Here is a 14,897-nt window from a genome sequence, read left to right on the forward strand (position 1 = left end):
GAAAACCTATATAAATCAACTACTTACGTTTCTAAAGTCACTCCCACTCGATGGTGGCGGGGGGTTTGCTGCTCACGTCGTACGTCACCCGGTTGATGCCGCGGACTTCATTGATGATGCGGCTCGACACTTTCTTCAACAGCGCGTAGGGCAACTCGGCCCAGTCGGCGGTCATGAAGTCGCTGGTTTGCACCGCACGCAGCGCCACCACATAATCGTAAGTTCGGCCGTCGCCCATGACACCCACACTCTTGACCGGCAAAAACACGGTAAAGGCCTGGCTGGTCAACTCGTACCAGCTCTTGCCAGTGGCCTCGTCGATGAAATTGTTGAGTTCTTCAATAAAGATGGCGTCGGCGCGGCGCAGCAAGTCGGCGTATTCCTTTTTGACTTCACCCAAAATGCGCACGCCCAGGCCGGGGCCCGGGAACGGGTGGCGATACACCATGTGGTAGGGCAAACCCAGCGCTACGCCGAGTTCGCGCACCTCGTCCTTGAACAGTTCACGCAGGGGCTCCAGCAGTTTCAGACCCAATTGCTCGGGCAGGCCGCCCACGTTGTGGTGGCTCTTGATGACCACCGCTTTTTTGTTTTTGGCACCGCCGGACTCGATCACATCCGGGTAAATGGTGCCTTGCGCCAGCCACTTGGCGCCTTTCTTTGTGGCGTCGGATGCCGTGAGTGCTGCCGCCTGCGCTTTGAAGACTTCAACAAATTCGCGGCCAATGATCTTGCGCTTGGCTTCGGGCTCGCTGACGCCCGCCAGGTGCCCCAAGAACTGGTCGGCGGCGTCGACGCGGATCACCTTGGCGTGCAGCTTGCCAACAAACATGTCCATCACCATGTCGCCTTCATGGAGGCGCAGCAGGCCGTGGTCCACAAAGACGCAGGTGAGCTGGTCGCCAATGGCACGGTGAATCAGTGCAGCGGCCACCGATGAATCAACACCGCCTGACAATCCCAAAATGACTTCTTCGTCACCCACCTGGGCACGAATGGCAGCCACCGCCTCGCTGATGTAGTCGCCCATGATCCAGTCGGCCCGCGTGGCGCAGATGTCGAGCACAAAGCGTTCCAGAATGGCCGCGCCGCGCTTGGTGTGGGTGACTTCCGGGTGAAACTGCACCGCGTAAAAGCGGCGTGCTTCATCAGCCATGCCGGCAATCGGGCAGCTGTCGGTGCTGGCCATGAGCTTGAAGCCGGGCGGCAGCTCGGTAACCTTGTCGCCGTGGCTCATCCACACGTCGAGCATGCCGTGGCCCTCAGGCGTGGTGAAGTCCTGGATGCCGTTGAGCAAGGCCGTGTGGCCGTGCGCGCGCACATTGGCCGAGCCAAACTCACGTTGGTGGCCACTGGTGACAAGGCCGCCCAACTGGTGCGCCATGGTTTGCATGCCGTAGCAAATACCCAGCACCGGAACACCCAGCTCGAACACCACTTGGGGTGCCTTGTCGGTGCTATCTTCGTAGACACTGGCGTGGCTGCCCGACAGGATGATGCCCTTGAGCATGCCATCGCGCGCGTAGGCTCGAATCCAGTCGTCGCTCACATCACAAGGATGCACTTCGCAAAAGACATGCGCTTCGCGGATGCGCCGGGCAATGAGTTGGGTGACCTGGGAGCCAAAGTCAAGAATGAGGATTTTTTGATGCATGAAGATCCTTATTCAGCTCTGTAGTTTGGGGCTTCTTTGGTGATCTGCACGTCGTGCACATGGCTTTCACGGATGCCGGCGGTGGTGATTTCGACAAACTCCGCCTTTTCCTGCATTTCTTCAATGGTGGCGCAGCCGCAATAGCCCATGCTGGCGCGCAAACCCCCGGCCATTTGGTAAATGATGGCGACCATCGAGCCCTTGTAGGGCACGCGGCCTTCAATGCCTTCAGGTACCAGCTTGTCGGCATTCGGGTTGCCGGTGCTGGACTCCTGGAAATAGCGGTCCGCACTGCCCTGTTGCATGGCACCGATGCTGCCCATGCCGCGGTAGCTTTTGTAGCTGCGGCCCTGGAACAAAATGACCTCTCCCGGGGCTTCTTCAGTGCCGGCAAACATGCCGCCCATCATCACCGTGCTGGCACCTGCGGCGATGGCTTTGGAAATGTCACCGCTGAAGCGGATGCCGCCGTCGGCAATGAGGGGAACTCCGGTGCCCTTGAGGGCGGTGGCCACACTGTCGATGGCCATGATTTGCGGCACACCGACGCCCGCGACGATACGGGTGGTGCAAATGGACCCCGGGCCGATGCCCACTTTTACGGCATCGGCCCCGGCTTCCACAAGTGCCAGTGCCGCAGAGCCGGTGGCGATGTTGCCGCCAATGACTTCGACGTTCGGAAAGTTCTGCTTGACCCAGCGCACCCGGTCCAGCACGCCTTTGCTGTGACCATGCGCGGTGTCCACCACAATGGCGTCAACACCGGCACGGGCCAGCAACTCGACGCGCTCTTCGGTGCCCTCGCCTACACCCACTGCGGCACCCACGCGCAACTTGCCCTGGGCATCACGTGCGGCGTTGGGAAAACTGGTTTGTTTGGTGATGTCTTTCACCGTGATCAGGCCTTTGAGCTCAAAAGCGTCGTTGACCACCAGCAGGCGTTCGATCTTGTATTGATTCAACAACACTTTGGCCTGGGTGATGGTGGTGCCGTCGGGCACAGTGACCAGCTTGTCGCGCTGCGTCATGATGTGACTGACAGGCAGGTCCAGCCGGGTCTCGAAGCGCAAATCGCGCCCGGTCACCAAGCCCACCACCTTGCCACCATCACAGACCGGAAAGCCCGACACGCCCAGTTGGTTGGACAATTCCATGACTTGGCGCACGGTGTGCTGCGGCGTGATGACTACCGGATCCCGCAACACGCCCGATTCATAGCGCTTCACCTTGGCCACCTTGGCAGCTTGCTGTTGAGGCGTCATGTTTTTGTGCACGATGCCAATGCCGCCCTCTTGCGCAATGGCAATGGCCAGGCGGGACTCCGTGACCGTGTCCATGGCCGCTGAGACCAGGGGCAGATTCAGTGCAATGTTACGGGTGAAACGGGTGGCGAGGGAGGTGTCCTTGGGCAGGACTTGGGAATACGCTGGCACCAATAAGACATCGTCAAAGGTGAGCGCTTTACCGATCAGGCGCATATTTAAAGCTCCAAATCGTCAATTGTATCTGGCGATGAACAGGCCGCCTGGCATAAACTCATGCGTTATGAAACAAAGCCATCGTCTCTTTTTAGTCATTTTCAGTTTGTTTGCAGGCAGCGCCATGGCGCAATGGGCCTGGACAGATGACGAGGGTCGCCCTATTTTCAGTGACCGGGCCCCTTCCACCAGCGTGCCGGAAAAGCGCATTTTCAAGCGCCCCGGCCCCACCAGATTGAATCCGACCCAGGAGACGGCTCCTAACGAGGGCGTTGACGCGGCCAACGTCCGGCCGGCAACGCCAACCCAAGCGGTGGCCAGCGCGCCCCAGGCCACAGCACTGGACAAGGCGTTGGCCGAACGCAAGAAAAAAGCCGAGCAGGCCCAGGCCGAGCAGCGCAAGCTGGAAGAGGAGCGCATCAGCAAGCTCAAGGCCGACAACTGCGAACGCGCCAGGCAAGCCCAGAGAACCCTGGAGTCGGGTGTGCGCATGTCGCGCACCAACGCCCAGGGCGAGCGGGTCATTCTGGATGACGCTGACCGGGCCGTGGAAGCCAAACGCCTTCAGGGTATTGTGGCCACGGACTGCAACTGATCAGTACCCGGCTTTGGCGCCTGCACGTTTATTGACAAACAAGCCGGCACCGCGACTGCCCTGACGGGCGAAGCGTTCGCGCCGCGCCACTTTGGGGTCCACGCGCAAGGGCCGGTAAATTTCAATGCGGTCCAGATTCCGCAGACATTGGTTGAGTTTGACGCGCCGACCCCAGACACCCATGAGCGCGTGGACGTCGTCGATCTCGGGGAATTGCAACAACAGGCCGCTTTGCTGCAAAGCCTGCAGCACCGTGCAGGGCGCCGGCAGCGACAACTTGACTTCGACCAACTCGCGCGCCTTGGGCGCATACACAACGCTCAACTGCAAAAGAGCCTCACTCACCGTAAGCCTGTTTGGCGCGTTTGACAAAGGCGTCGACCATGCTGGCCGCAATCTTGTCAAACACCGGGCTCACCAACCTGCCAATGGCGCTCTCGAAGCTGTAAGTCAGGATCAATTCGACCTTGCAGGCGCGCTCGTTGGCATCGCCAAGCGGCAGGAAATTCCATTCGCCTTCGAGTTTTGAAAATGGACCGTTGACCAGGTTGATGGTCACCTGGCGGTCGACCACGTGCACATTGCGGGTGCTGAAGGTCTGGTGAATGCCCGAAAATGCAATGCCGATTTCAGCCAGCATGCCGTTTTCTTCAAGCGCCACCACACGGGCCTTGTCGCACCAGGGCAAAAACTGTGGGTACTGGTCAACATCGGTGACAAGCCGGTACATCTCGGCCGGGCTGTACCAAATTAAAACGGATTTTTTGACAGTTTTCATAGAATGCGATTATGGACAGGATTTTAGTCAAGCCTGACTTGCCTCTTCCCAGCTTCAAACTCAACTCATGGCCAAAAAACCCGACACATCTTCCCGCATCGCAGACAACAAGAAAGCGGCATTCAATTACTTTTTCGAGGAACGTTTCGAGGCCGGCATCGTGCTGGAAGGCTGGGAGGTCAAGTCGCTGCGCGAGGGCAAGGTCCAGTTGACCGATGGCTACGTGGTGGTGCGCAATGGTGAATTGTTTATCATCGGGCTGCAGATCCATCCCTTGGGTACCGCATCCACCCACATCAGCCCGGACAAGCAGCGCACCAAGAAATTGTTGATGCACAAGGAAGAGATCAAGCGACTCATTGGCAAGGTGGAGCAAAAGGGTTACACCCTGGTGCCCATCAACCTGCACTGGAAGAACGGCAAGGTCAAGTGCGAGATCGCGCTGGCCAAGGGCAAGGCCGAGCACGACAAGCGCGACACCATCAAGGACCGTGAGGGCAAACGCGAGGTGGAGCGCGCCATGAAAGGCCGCAACCGATGAGGCCGGGACAGCACGTCGGGGCTGTTACAATCTACGGTTTGCTGACAACATCCACAGACTCAAGGAACATTTATCATGGCATCTGGAAAACCGAAAAAAAAGAACCCGCGCCTGGCGTCGGGCCGTAAACGCGTCCGTCAGGACATCAAGATCAACGCAGCCAACACCTCGCTGCGTTCCAAATACCGCACTGCGGTGAAAAACGTGGAAAAAGCAGTTCTGGGTGGCGACAAAGCCAAGGCCACAGAGCTGTTTGCCAAGATGCAAGCCGTGGTGGATACCGTGGCCGACAAGGGCATCTTCCACAAGAACAAGGCAGCTCGCGACAAGAGCCGTCTGTCTGCCAAGGTGAAAGCCCTGGCCGTCGCCGCCTAATTTTTAGGCAAATCGCACGCGCTTCTTGACTTCAATGTTTTAGAAGCGCGCCGTTTGTAACGGGTGCGCTGTCAGCAAAAGCAAAAATGCCGTCCAAGTGACGGCATTTTTGCTTTTGGTGCCTGGCTACCCTGCCCTGACGTCGGCCTGCAGTCAGGGTTTGGTCTGCGGCGGGTGTGCTTTGTGCGGCGGCGCACCCAGGTGCACCTGCAACTCATTGTCTTCGGCAAAACCCATGACAAAGTCCCAGGCCATGACATTGTGGGCACGCAGGTCCTCGTGCACCACCACACAGCGCACGTTGTCCACACTACTTGGAACACACCAGGGTGAGTACGCCAGATGGCGCCCGGTGGGCGCACCACCAGGGCGAAATTGACTCATCACGCCGGCCAGGCGTTCGGCCCAGTCGCTGGGACGAAAAGCGCGTCCGGAACTGGTCATGCCCAGGATGTAAACTTTTTTTGAAATGTTTGAAACCATCGGGTAGAGGTCGTGATGAGGTTGCGTGCGGGTTGCTACAACGCGAACCGATTCTAGCTCAATCTTATGTCTTATACAAGACTTAAAACCGGCAAGCGCTTGATGCAACACCAGCGCGCAAAGATTGTCCAGATCAAGTCCGATAGCTGGTCGATCGGTCTAAAATTACTTTCCAATGGCCCAATCTGCGTTGGGCCGTTTTGTTTTATTGCCGTCCCCTGGAGACTCACCCCATGCCCGCTGCCAGTCCAATCCTAGAAGCCAGTTCACCGCACGTGATGAATACTTACGGCCGTTTGCCCATTGCGCTCAGCCATGGTCAGGGTTGCCATGTGTGGGATATCAACGGCAAGCGCTATCTCGACGCCCTGGGTGGCATTGCCGTCAACACCTTGGGCCATAACCACGCCAAGCTGGTGCCTGCGTTGCAAGACCAGATCGGCAAGATCATCCACAGCTGCAATTACTACCACGTGCCGAATCAGGAAGTTCTGGCTAAGAAACTGGTAGAGCTCTCTGGCATGAGCAACGTGTTTTTTTGCTCCACCGGACTTGAAGCCAACGAGGCGGCGCTCAAACTGGCGCGCAAGTTCGGCCACGACAAGGGCATCGAGCGCCCGGAAATCGTGGTCTATGAGAAAGCCTTTCACGGCCGCTCCATTGCCACCCTGAGCGCTACCGGAAACCCCAAAATCCAGGCCGGCTTTGGCCCGCTGGTGGAGGGTTTCATCCGTGTCCCCATCAACGACATCGAGAGCCTGAAGCGCGCTACCGAGGGCAACCCCAATGTGGTGGCGGTGTTTTTTGAAGCCATCCAGGGCGAAGGCGGCATCAACCCCATGCAGCCGGGCTACCTGCGCGAACTGCGCACCTTGTGCGATGCGCGTGACTGGCTGATGATGATTGACGAAGTCCAATGCGGCATGGGGCGCACCGGCAAGTGGTTTGCCCACCAGTGGGCCGGCATCGTGCCGGACGTGATGCCGCTGGCCAAGGGCCTCGGCTCAGGCGTGCCAGTAGGTGCTGTGGTAGCGGGCCCCAAGGCAGCCAACATCTTTCAGCCGGGCAACCACGGTACGACCTTTGGGGGCAACCCTCTGGCCATGCGTGCGGGCGTGGAAACCATCCGCATCATGGAAGAGGACGGTCTGCTGGCTAACGCCGCCGCCGTGGGTGCGCACCTGAAGGCCGGTCTGCAGGCGGCACTGGCCACCGAGATCGCCAGCGGTGCCGTCAGGGAAATCCGCGGCCAGGGCCTGATGCTGGGCATTGATCTGGCCAAGCCATGCGGCGCCTTGACGCAACAGGCGGCCGAAGCAGGTTTGCTGATCAGCGTGACGGCCGACACAGTGGTGCGCCTGGTGCCACCGCTGATTTTGAGCCGCACCGAGGCTGATCAGATTGTCGCCCTGCTGTGCCCCCTGATTTCCGCCCTGCTGAAGGAGCCCTCATGAAAATGGCGAACCAAGGGATTCCCAGTACCATCCCCAAGGGCGCTCCACCGGTGCGGCACTACCTGCAGTTCTCGGACCTGAAGGCCGATGAGTATGCTTATTTGCTTGAGCGCGCAGCCTTCATCAAGGCCAAGTTCAAGACCTTTACCCGGCATCAGCCGCTGGTGGACCGCACCTTGGCCATGATTTTCGAGAAGGCGTCGACCCGCACACGTGTCAGTTTTGAAGCCGGCATGTACCAGTTGGGCGGCAGCGTGGTGCACCTGACCACCGGTGACAGCCAACTCGGTCGTGCCGAGCCGATCGAGGACAGCGCCCGCGTCATCAGCCGCATGGCCGACCTGGTGATGATCCGCACCTATGAGCAAACCAAGATCGAGAGCTTTGCCGAGTACTCGCGCGTGCCAGTGATCAATGGCTTGACCAACGAATTTCACCCCTGCCAGATTCTGGCCGACATTTTCACCTTCATCGAGCACCGTGGCCCGATCCAGGGCAAGACCGTGGCCTGGGTGGGCGACGGCAACAACATGGCCAACACCTGGTTGCAGGCCGCCGAGTTGCTCGACTTCAAGGTCAACGTGAGCACCCCGAGCGGTTATGAAGTCGATGAAAAAATCGCCTCCATCACCGGCAAGATCAGTCCGAGGCACTTCCAGACTTACCGCAACCCCATGGACGCCTGCCGCGGTGCCGATCTGGTTACCACGGATGTCTGGACCAGCATGGGTTATGAGGCTGAAAACGAGGTTCGCAAACAGGCTTTCGCCGCCTGGCGCGTCAGTGCCGCCATGATGGCCGTGGCGCAGCCCAACGCGCTGTTCATGCATTGCCTGCCGGCCCACCGTGGCGAAGAGGTGGATGCAGACGTGATCGACGGCGCACAAAGTGTTGTGTGGGACGAGGCCGAAAACCGCATGCACGTGCAGAAAGCGCTGATGGAGTTCTTGTTGCTCGGTCGTTTGTCCTGAAAACTTACCCTGAGGCTTGACCTGATCAGGGTGCCGTGGTGCACCACGGCGCGGTGTCGTGTGCCAGTGCCATCCAGAGCGCCCAGGACGAGCTCAAGGCCAGCGCCAGCCCGGCCAGGCGAACGCCCCAGTCACCGTTGCGGTTGCCACGCAAGCGCAACCAGAGCCAGGGTCCGAGCATCATGGAAACGCTGGTCCCCATGGCGAATAAGGCCATCACCAGGGCCCCATCCAGCGCGCCGCCTGCCAGCGCAGCCACCAGCAGGGCCGAGTACAGCAGACCACATGGCAGAAACGTCCAGACTGCGCCAATCAGCAAAGGCGCTGTGGCGCCCGTATTGGAGACCAGCCCGCGCACGGCTTTCCATAGTTTCTTGCCCGCCTGTTCCATCCAGACCGGTTGCTGGGCTTTCCACATGAGCAGCAAGCCCAGCACAATCATGGCCACGTGAAACATCGACCAGACGGGACGCAGTGCGCTGGACTGTACCGTGAGCCAACCCAGACCCTGCATGGAGGCGGCCGCCAGCGCGCCAAGGCCGGCGTAACCCAGTACCCGGCCGAACTGAAATGTCCACATGGCCGCGGTGGATCGGTTACCTGCCGCCTGGCCTATGCCAGCACAGGCTGCGCCGCACATGGCGATGCAATGGGGCCCCCCGACCAGGCCCATGAGTAACGCCGTGGTAGCGAGGGTGGTTTGCATCACACCAATTTAGAGAATTTTGGAAAACTTGGCGCGCGTACGGTCAGTTTGAAGATAACGATCAAAGACCATGGCCACGGCTCGAACAAAAAACCAACCCTTGGCAGTGACCTGAATGCCGGCCTCGTCCAAGCTCACCAGACCTTGCTCAACCTGGGTTTGCAAGTTTTCGAGCTCCTTGTGAAAATAGCTTTTGAAATCAATCAGGTAAGCCAGCTCGATCGACTCGAAAGACAGGCGCCCCTGGCACATCAGGGCCATGATCACGGCACGGCGCACCAAATCGTCGCGCGACAAGGCCAGGCCACGCACCACAGGAAACTGGCCTTGATCGAGGAAATCGTAATATTCCTCAAGCGTTTTTGCATTTTGGCTGTAGGTGGCGCCGACACGCCCAATGGACGATACGCCCAGGCCAATCATGTCGCAGTCGGGTTGCGTGCTGTAGCCCTGGAAATTGCGATGCAAACGCCCTTGCCGCTTGGCTACCGCCAGAGAATCTTCAGGTAGCGCAAAGTGATCCATGCCGATATAGACATAGCCCGCTGCCAAAAAGGCTGCCATGGATTGCGCCAGCATGGCCACCTTGGCAGCCCCGGTGGGAATCTCGACCGAAGATATCCGTCGTTGCGGCTTGAAGCGCTCAGGCAGGTGCGCGTAGGCGTACAAGGCGATGCGATCAGGCCGGAGTTCAATGATTTGACCGATGGTGCGCTCAAATGACTCCGGCGTCTGCTCGGGCAAGCCGTAAATGAGGTCGGCATTGACCGACTCAAAACCCTTTTCACGGGCAGCCGCCACCAATGCAAACACTTGCTCGGCGGGTTGAATCCGGTGAACGGCTTTCTGCACCGCCGGATCAAAGTCCTGAACACCAAAACTCAAACGGTTAAAGCCAAGTTCGGCCAGGGTGTCGAGTCGTTTTTCATCGATGGTCCGGGGATCAATCTCGATGGAGTATTCGCCACCAGGCACCAGAGAAAAATTACGCCTGAGCATGTGCATCAGTTCCCGCAATTCGTCATCTGAAAGGAAAGTTGGCGAACCGCCGCCCAGATGCAACTGGGAAACCACCTGCCCCTGCCCCATGTGCTTGACGTGAAGGTCGACCTCGCGGTTCAAGTAGCGCAGGTAGGCCGTCGCGCGATCATGGTGCTTGGTGATGATCTTGTTGCAGGCACAGTAATAACACAGCGACTCACAAAATGGAATGTGCACGTACAGTGACAAAGGCAAAGCCAACGCAGCGGCGCCCGAGCGCCTTTGCTCCAGAGCCTGAATGTAATCCTGCGCGGTGAAAGCCTCCACGAACCGATCGGCAGTAGGGTAGGAGGTGTACCGTGGGCCGGACACATCGTATTGGCGAATCAAACTCTCGGATATGGGCTCGGCGACGCTGTCAGTCATTCTTTGTCCTTATGGGTTGCTTAGAATATGCCTTGAAAAACCGATTTTTTTCTTGATCTTGATCAACTTATTTAAAAACAATCCCCGTATCGACCTTCTTCATAAAGTTGATGTAAGTCAGCTAACACAGTCAAAGAGTGTCAAAATAAGTCCAATGAATCATCAGTCCATCAAAATCGCCTGTTCCAACTGCAACATGCGTGAATTGTGCATGCCCATCGGCTTAAGCGAAGGTGACCTGGATCGTATTGATGCCATTATTGGTGTCCGCAAGAAGATCAAACGCGGGGAATCGCTCTACCTCAATGGTGATCGGTTCAACAACCTTTATGCCATCAGAACCGGTTTTTTCAAAACCTGCATCACATCGGAAGATGGCCGCGATCAAGTCACCGGTTTTCAGATGGCGGGCGAAATCATTGGCCTGGATGGCATCGTGAATGACTACCACGCCTGCGATGCAGTGGCGCTGGAAGATGCTGAAATTTGTGCCATGCCGTTTGCGCAAATTGAAGACCTGTCGCGCGAGGTGAACGCCTTGCAGCATCATGTGCACAAAATCATGAGCCGTGAAATTGTTCGTGAACACGGTGTCATGCTGCTGCTGGGCAGCATGCGCGCAGAAGAGCGTTTGGCTGCTTTCCTGCTGAACTTGGCGCAGCGACTGCATGCACGCGGTTTTTCACAATCAGAATTGATCCTGCGCATGACCCGGGAGGAAATAGGCAGTTTTCTGGGTCTGAAGCTCGAAACCATCAGCCGTACTTTTTCAAGATTTGCAGAAGACGGTATCGTTGATGTCAAACAGCGTCACGTGCATATTCTCAATACGCAGGCACTGCAAGACATTGTGAACCCCCGCTAGGCCGAGGTTTTAACCTTGCCTTTACTTGGCCGGCGGCACAATTCCTGTGGTGGCATGATTGCGCCCAAGTATCGCTGGCGCCAGGCTGCTTTCTTTTCTGCGCGCCTCAATCGACTGATCTGACTGCCGAGACGGCTGATAACTGTCGTCATAGACGATCTCGTTGGGTCGGCTCATCGCCAGGTAAAGCGTCACAAAACCGGCCACCACCACAATGGCGGGTCCGGCAATGACCATCCAGACAAAGCCATGTTTCCACCACGGCGCGCTTGAATTTTCAACTGTTTTATTCATGGGTGATTCAGGTTTCCAGAACACGGCCCGGACCATTTAAAAGCCAAAAAGAAAAGACCTGGCCTCCTTTTTAGAGGAGATCAGGTCTTGCGACAAGCGCCGCTGGCTTACTTGTTCGACATGCCCCAAATGTAAGACGTCAGCACGTGAATTTGCGCTTCGGTCAACTTGTCAGCTTGCGCCGGCATCACATTGACCTTGCCGTTGTTGACCATTTCAACAATGGTCTTCTCGCCAAAACCATGCAGCCAGATGTTGTCGGTCAGGTTGGGCGCGCCGACCGCTTGCATGCCTTTACCGTCTGCACCATGGCAAGCAGCGCACACACCAAATTTTTCCTTGCCCAACGCGGCGCGAGCCGAATCATGCGGGCTGCCCGACAAACTCAGAACGTACTGCGCGACATTCTTGACATCATCAGCGCTTCCTACAGCAGCTGCCATGGGGGGCATGTTGCCATTGCGACCACCGACCAGGGTTTCCTTGATCTTCTCGGGTGAGCCACCATGCAGCCAGTCCGCATCGGTCAGATTGGGGAAGCCCTTGTTGCCGCGGGCATCCGAGGCATGACATTGCGCGCAATTGTTGCCGTACAAGCGCTCACCAATGGCCATGGCCTGTGCGTCCTTGGCGACGTCTTCCGGCTTCATGGACATGAACTTGGCATAAATGGGCGCAGTTTCAGCATTGCCTTTCGCCACCTCATCGGCGTGCAGTTTGGCGGATGTCCACCCCAAGGTTCCCGGATAACTTCCCAAACCCGGGTAGAGCACCAGGTATACCAGGGAGAACACGATGGTCAACACGAACATGTAACTCCACCAGCGTGGCAGCGGGTTGTTCATCTCGCGCAGGTCACCGTCCCAGACATGACCAGTGGTGTTGTCACTCGCCGTGGAAGCCTTCATCTTGCCCGTAACAATCAACAAAACCAGGCAGGCGATGATGCCGACCAGGGTCACGCCGATAACAAATATTTCCCAAAAATTACTTGTGAAATCGCTCATTTTTATTCCTATCAGGTGAAGGGGTCAGTCCTGCTCGAAAGGCAGGTTGGCCGCTTTGTCAAAGTCGGCAGAATTTTTACGGGAGTAAGCCCAGCCGATGATCCCGATGAAAGTCAAAAAGCTGACGACGGTGACCAAGGAGCGAAGCGAATTGACATCGAATTCCATACAGCTCCCCTTGTTATTTCGAAGTGGTGCCAAGAACCTGCAGATAGGCCACCATGGCATCCATCTCGGTCTTGCCTTTGAGTTCTTCAACCGATGCGGCGATTTCAGCATCGGTGTAAGGCACACCCACTTTGCGCAGCGCCGCCATGTGCGACGGCATGCTGGCAGCATCCACCGGCGTGTTCATCAACCAGGGGTAAGCCGGCATGATGGACTCGGGCACCAGGTCGCGCGGGTTGTTCAGGTGCGTGATCTGCCATTGGTCGCTGTACTTGCCGCCGACACGGTGCAGGTCCGGACCGGTTCGCTTGCTGCCCCACTGGAACGGATGGTCATAAACGAACTCATTCGCCTTGGAGTAAGGACCATAACGCAGGGTTTCAGCGCGGAAAGGACGAATCATCTGCGAGTGGCAGTTATAGCAACCCTCACGGGTGTAGATGTCACGACCAGCCAACTGAAGCGCGTTGTAGGGTTTGAGGCCTGGCGCTGCCACCGTGGTTGATTTCTGGAAGAACAGGGGCACGATTTCAACCAGGCCGCCGAACAACAGCACGACCAGGATCAAAACAATCATCAATCCGTTGTTGGTCTCGATCGTCGAGTGCGACAGTCCGCCGCTTTGATTTGAATTAGACATAATTTTGATACCTCAAGCGTGTGCAGCAACGGCCGGAATGTTGACAGTGACCGAGCGACCGGCTGTGGCTGTCTTGATGGTGTTCCACAACATGATGACCATACCTGTCAGGTACAGCAAACCGCCAGCCAAACGCAACACATAGAACGGGTAGCTGGCCTTGACCGACTCGACAAAGGTGTAGGTCAGGGTGCCGTCCGGATTGATCGAGCGCCACATCAGGCCCTGCATCACGCCGGCAATCCAGAGTGCGGCAATGTAAAGCACGATGCCGATGGTGGCCATGTAGAAGTGAACTTCAATGGCTTTCACGCTGAACATCTGCTTCTGACCGAACAGGCGCGGGATCAGGTAATACATGGAACCCATGGTCACCAGACCCACCCAGCCCAAGGCGCCCGAGTGCACATGGCCCACGGTCCAGTCGGTGTAATGCGACAAGGCATTCACGGTCTTGATGGCCATCATCGGGCCTTCGAAGGTGGACATGCCGTAGAACGACAGCGACACAATCAGGAAGCGCAGGATGGGGTCATCGCGCAGCTTGTGCCAGGCACCCGACAGGGTCATGATGCCGTTGATCATGCCACCCCAGCTCGGAGCCAGCAAAATCAGGGAAAACACCATGCCAACGGACTGGGTCCAGTCGGGCAAGGCGGTGTAGTGCAGATGGTGAGGACCGGCCCACATGTAAGTGAAGATCAGCGCCCAGAAGTGAACGATGGAGAGGCGATAGGAGTAAACCGGGCGTCCAGCCTGTTTGGGAATGAAGTAATACATCATTCCCAGGAAGCCTGCGGTCAGGAAGAAGCCCACGGCATTGTGGCCGTACCACCACTGCACCATGGCATCCTGTACACCGGCATAAACCGAGTACGATTTCATGCCCATCAGCGCCACCGGAATCGCGGCACTGTTAACCAGGTGCAACAGGGCGACCGCCAGGATAAAGGCGCCAAAGAACCAGTTGGCCACGTAAATGTGCTTGACCTTGCGGGTGCCAACAGTGCCAAAAAACACGATGGCGTAAGTCACCCATACCAGGGTGATCAACACGTCAATGGGCCACTCGAGTTCAGCGTATTCCTTGCCGGAGGTGTAACCCAGCGGCAGCGAAATGGCAGCGAGCAAAATGACCAGCTGCCAGCCCCAAAAAGTGAACGCGGCCAGCTTGTCGCTGAAGATGCGCACCTGACAGGTGCGCTGCACCACATAGTAAGAAGTCGCAAACAGGCCACAACCACCAAAGGCAAAAATGACCGCATTGGTGTGCAGCGGGCGCAAGCGTCCGAAAGACAGCCACGAAATACCCATATTCAGCTCGGGCCAAGCCAGCTGGGCAGCGATGATCACGCCCACCAGCATACCGACCACCCCCCACACCACCGTCATGATGGCAAACTGCCTTACAACCTTGTCGTTGTAAGTCGTTGCCTGCGAATTTGCAAATGCCATGTTCACCTCTTTTCAGTTTGAGCGGC

General features: G+C 57.5%; 18 protein-coding genes. 6 read left to right on the forward strand and 12 right to left on the reverse strand.

Features of this window, described 5'->3' with window-relative positions; genetic code table 11:
• Window positions 1-37: 37 nt before the first annotated feature.
• Both guaA and guaB read right to left on the reverse strand, forming a co-directional pair.
• The gene (gene guaA, locus Q7U49_RS08080) at window positions 38-1,654 is read right to left on the reverse strand and encodes a glutamine-hydrolyzing GMP synthase (protein ID WP_304763679.1); all 1,617 of its coding nucleotides are present in this window, start codon (window positions 1,652-1,654) and stop codon (window positions 38-40) included.
• An 8-nt stretch (window positions 1,655-1,662) separates the two neighbouring features.
• Complete coding sequence (gene guaB, locus Q7U49_RS08085) at window positions 1,663-3,132, reverse strand: IMP dehydrogenase (protein ID WP_304763680.1); 1,470 nt, start codon at window positions 3,130-3,132, stop codon at window positions 1,663-1,665.
• Window positions 3,133-3,256: 124 nt separating this feature from the next.
• Here guaB and Q7U49_RS08090 point away from each other — a divergent pair, with 124 nt between their 5' ends.
• Window positions 3,257-3,727, forward strand: coding sequence for a DUF4124 domain-containing protein (locus tag Q7U49_RS08090; RefSeq protein ID WP_304763681.1), 471 nt, complete (start codon window positions 3,257-3,259; stop codon window positions 3,725-3,727).
• Here Q7U49_RS08090 and Q7U49_RS08095 read toward each other — a convergent pair whose 3' ends face one another.
• The gene (locus Q7U49_RS08095; RefSeq protein ID WP_304763682.1) at window positions 3,728-4,057 is read right to left on the reverse strand and encodes an RnfH family protein; all 330 of its coding nucleotides are present in this window, start codon (window positions 4,055-4,057) and stop codon (window positions 3,728-3,730) included.
• 7 nt (window positions 4,058-4,064) lie between these two features.
• Window positions 4,065-4,505, reverse strand: coding sequence for a type II toxin-antitoxin system RatA family toxin (locus Q7U49_RS08100; RefSeq protein WP_304763683.1), 441 nt, complete (start codon window positions 4,503-4,505; stop codon window positions 4,065-4,067).
• Window positions 4,506-4,572: 67 nt separating this feature from the next.
• Here Q7U49_RS08100 and smpB point away from each other — a divergent pair, with 67 nt between their 5' ends.
• On the forward strand, window positions 4,573-5,046 hold the full coding sequence (gene smpB / locus Q7U49_RS08105) for an SsrA-binding protein SmpB (protein WP_304763684.1): 474 nt from the start codon (window positions 4,573-4,575) through the stop codon (window positions 5,044-5,046).
• 75 nt (window positions 5,047-5,121) lie between these two features.
• Window positions 5,122-5,421 carry a 30S ribosomal protein S20 gene (gene rpsT / locus Q7U49_RS08110; RefSeq protein WP_304763685.1) on the forward strand — a complete coding sequence of 100 codons (300 nt, stop codon included), beginning with the start codon at window positions 5,122-5,124 and terminating at the stop codon, window positions 5,419-5,421.
• A 153-nt stretch (window positions 5,422-5,574) separates the two neighbouring features.
• Here the strand turns inward: rpsT and Q7U49_RS08115 are convergent, their stop codons facing one another.
• Complete coding sequence (locus tag Q7U49_RS08115; RefSeq protein WP_304763686.1) at window positions 5,575-5,904, reverse strand: DUF3579 domain-containing protein; 330 nt, start codon at window positions 5,902-5,904, stop codon at window positions 5,575-5,577.
• Between the two features lie 233 nt (window positions 5,905-6,137).
• Between Q7U49_RS08115 and Q7U49_RS08120 the strand changes: the two genes are divergently transcribed.
• Entirely contained in the window at window positions 6,138-7,358 is a 1,221-nt protein-coding gene (locus tag Q7U49_RS08120; protein ID WP_304763687.1) for an aspartate aminotransferase family protein, read from the forward strand.
• Entirely contained in the window at window positions 7,355-8,329 is a 975-nt protein-coding gene (gene argF, locus Q7U49_RS08125; protein ID WP_304763688.1) for an ornithine carbamoyltransferase, read from the forward strand. The genes Q7U49_RS08120 and argF overlap by 4 nt, the downstream gene beginning before the upstream one ends.
• A 25-nt stretch (window positions 8,330-8,354) precedes the next feature.
• Here argF and Q7U49_RS08130 read toward each other — a convergent pair whose 3' ends face one another.
• Together Q7U49_RS08130 and hemN are read right to left on the reverse strand one after the other, a co-directional pair.
• Window positions 8,355-9,035 carry a sulfite exporter TauE/SafE family protein gene (locus Q7U49_RS08130; protein ID WP_304763689.1) on the reverse strand — a complete coding sequence of 227 codons (681 nt, stop codon included), beginning with the start codon at window positions 9,033-9,035 and terminating at the stop codon, window positions 8,355-8,357.
• Between the two features lie 9 nt (window positions 9,036-9,044).
• The gene (hemN, locus tag Q7U49_RS08135; protein ID WP_304763690.1) at window positions 9,045-10,442 is read right to left on the reverse strand and encodes an oxygen-independent coproporphyrinogen III oxidase; all 1,398 of its coding nucleotides are present in this window, start codon (window positions 10,440-10,442) and stop codon (window positions 9,045-9,047) included.
• Window positions 10,443-10,596: 154 nt separating this feature from the next.
• Between hemN and fnr the strand changes: the two genes are divergently transcribed.
• Entirely contained in the window at window positions 10,597-11,307 is a 711-nt protein-coding gene (gene fnr, locus Q7U49_RS08140; protein ID WP_304763861.1) for a fumarate/nitrate reduction transcriptional regulator Fnr, read from the forward strand.
• Window positions 11,308-11,328: 21 nt separating this feature from the next.
• Here the strand turns inward: fnr and Q7U49_RS08145 are convergent, their stop codons facing one another.
• From Q7U49_RS08145 to ccoN, 5 genes are all read right to left on the reverse strand, one after another.
• Window positions 11,329-11,601, reverse strand: coding sequence for a FixH family protein (locus Q7U49_RS08145; RefSeq protein WP_304763691.1), 273 nt, complete (start codon window positions 11,599-11,601; stop codon window positions 11,329-11,331).
• Between the two features lie 107 nt (window positions 11,602-11,708).
• Window positions 11,709-12,608, reverse strand: coding sequence for a cytochrome-c oxidase, cbb3-type subunit III (ccoP, locus tag Q7U49_RS08150; RefSeq protein WP_304763692.1), 900 nt, complete (start codon window positions 12,606-12,608; stop codon window positions 11,709-11,711).
• A gap of 24 nt (window positions 12,609-12,632) precedes the next feature.
• On the reverse strand, window positions 12,633-12,776 hold the full coding sequence (locus Q7U49_RS08155) for a cbb3-type cytochrome c oxidase subunit 3 (protein WP_304763693.1): 144 nt from the start codon (window positions 12,774-12,776) through the stop codon (window positions 12,633-12,635).
• Window positions 12,777-12,789: 13 nt separating this feature from the next.
• Window positions 12,790-13,416: a cytochrome-c oxidase, cbb3-type subunit II gene (gene ccoO, locus Q7U49_RS08160; protein WP_304763694.1), complete on the reverse strand. Its 627-nt coding sequence runs from the start codon at window positions 13,414-13,416 to the stop codon at window positions 12,790-12,792.
• A gap of 12 nt (window positions 13,417-13,428) precedes the next feature.
• Window positions 13,429-14,871 (reverse strand): cytochrome-c oxidase, cbb3-type subunit I, encoded by a 1,443-nt coding sequence (gene ccoN, locus Q7U49_RS08165; protein ID WP_304763695.1) that lies wholly within the window; start codon window positions 14,869-14,871, stop codon window positions 13,429-13,431.
• Window positions 14,872-14,897: the final 26 nt, after the last annotated feature.

Source organism: Rhodoferax sp. (assembly GCF_030653815.1).
Lineage (GTDB): Bacteria > Pseudomonadota > Gammaproteobacteria > Burkholderiales > Burkholderiaceae_C > Rhodoferax.